2 protein-coding genes are annotated in these 1,602 nt (G+C 68.4%); both read left to right on the forward strand.

Features of this window, described 5'->3' with window-relative positions; translation table 11 throughout:
• Positions 1–182: hypothetical protein (locus ABD908_RS27240; RefSeq protein WP_345002020.1), on the forward strand; the 182-nt coding region annotated here is incomplete at its 5' end.
• A gap of 504 nt (positions 183–686) precedes the next feature.
• Positions 687–1,124 (forward strand): PaaI family thioesterase, encoded by a 438-nt coding sequence (locus ABD908_RS27245; RefSeq protein ID WP_345002022.1) that lies wholly within the window; start codon positions 687–689, stop codon positions 1,122–1,124.
• Positions 1,125–1,602 lie beyond the last annotated feature (478 nt).

Raw genomic sequence — 1,602 nt, forward strand, 5'->3', positions numbered from 1 at the left:
TGGCGTCGGTGGTGGTGCCGAAGCTGACGGACACGATGGATTGGATGCCGAAGTACAGTTGGTTCATCGGGTGTGCTGCGGGTTACCTGGTGTATCTCGCCATCGCCAAGGTGGTCGGGGTCTCCGGATGGGGAGGCCAGGCGGTCGCGCCGGCGAGCGAGCAACCGGCGTCGGTCGACTAAGCGGACGAGTTCCGCAGGGGCCCGAGCGATCCGTCGCTCGGGCCCCTGTCGGCCCACCTCACCGACCGACCTGGACACGGACCCGCGGCGACCCCTCGCGTGTCTTATCACCCGTGAATACTGCGTGCCGCCGATGCTGCCCGATCTCGAATCGGCCGGCCGATCAGCCGCCCGATCGGAATCGCACGAAAGGGGCTCTGAATGCGGCCTGCCCGGTCCTCAAAGAATTCGGCACCGATAACCTGACTAATGGAAATGTGCCGGCTCACACCCCGAGTGGATTGCGAAGAGTTCGTCCAGGTCAGCAGCGATTCGATGATTCGAACGTGGCGTCTTGTCGGTTCAGCGAGCCGATCTCGGCTACGGGTGTGGCTGTGCGCCCGGGAGCTCGACGCGAACCGGACGCCGGGAGTGCGGCCTGCCGGTGATGTCGTCTGTCGCAGTGTGGGCACGGAAGTGGCGTGAGATGTGTGAGGGTCGTAGGCCGGGGCTAGGGTTTTCCGCATGACAGACGACACGACCCGCGGCCTGGCGCCGCTGCGCGAGCAGATCCTCTCCAGCAGCCCGCAGGGCTTCGACCGGACCCTGGGGCTGCACTATCTGGAGGCGTCCGCCGACGCGATCACCGCCGAGTTCGTCGTCACCCCGGCCCTGCTGCAGCCGTGGGGCATCACCCACGGCGGCGTCTACTGCTCGGTGATCGAGTCGGTCGCCAGCTTGTCGGGCCAGCTCTGGCTGATCGAATCCGGCCGCACCGGGCACGTGGTCGGGGTCAACAACAACACCGATTTCCTGCGCGCGGTCGGTGACGGCCGGATGACCGCCCGATCGACCCCGGTCCACCGCGGTCGCAGTCAGCAGCTGTGGCTCGTCGAGATCACTGCCGAGTCCGGTAAGACGATCGCCCGCGGTCAGGTCCGGCTGCAGAACATCGAGGACTGACGGCTGCGCCCGCGCTCGCCGCCGAGTGTGATCGCGCCCTGTTCCGCAGTCCGGAGGTCACCGTCGCTGCGAGTGCTACAGCCATCACCACCGCGGTCGCGACGAACACCGACCGTACCCCCCACGAACCGCCCACCTGCGCGCCCAACACGGGACCCACGATCTGCCCGACGTATGCCGCCGACACGTTGAGGCCCAGGACGCGGCCCACGCGATCCGATGGCGTCCGCTGGCGGATCGCTGCGGCGACGGCCGGGGTGAGGCCGGCGAGCGCGACGCCCTGCGCGAGTCGCAGCAGGCACAGCACGATGGGGTTCGGCGCCGCGGCCTGCGCGGCCAGGAGCAGCGTCCCTGCAGCCAGGCTGCCCGCGATCACTGCGTGCGCCCCGCGGCGGTCGGTGATCCGCCCGGCCAGTGGAAGTCGGAGGCCAAGCGGTCTTAGGAAGACAACCACTAGTCCCAACTCCTTGGCTCACAG

Origin of the sequence: Tsukamurella soli, from assembly GCF_039541155.1 — a bacterium.
GTDB classification, from domain to species: Bacteria; Actinomycetota; Actinomycetes; order Mycobacteriales; family Mycobacteriaceae; genus Tsukamurella; species Tsukamurella soli.

Coding starts and splice junctions, on each gene's coding strand:
- ABD908_RS27245 (WP_345002022.1), top strand. CDS start 687: ATGACAGACGACACGACCCGCGGCCTGGCGCCGCTGCGCGAGCAGATC.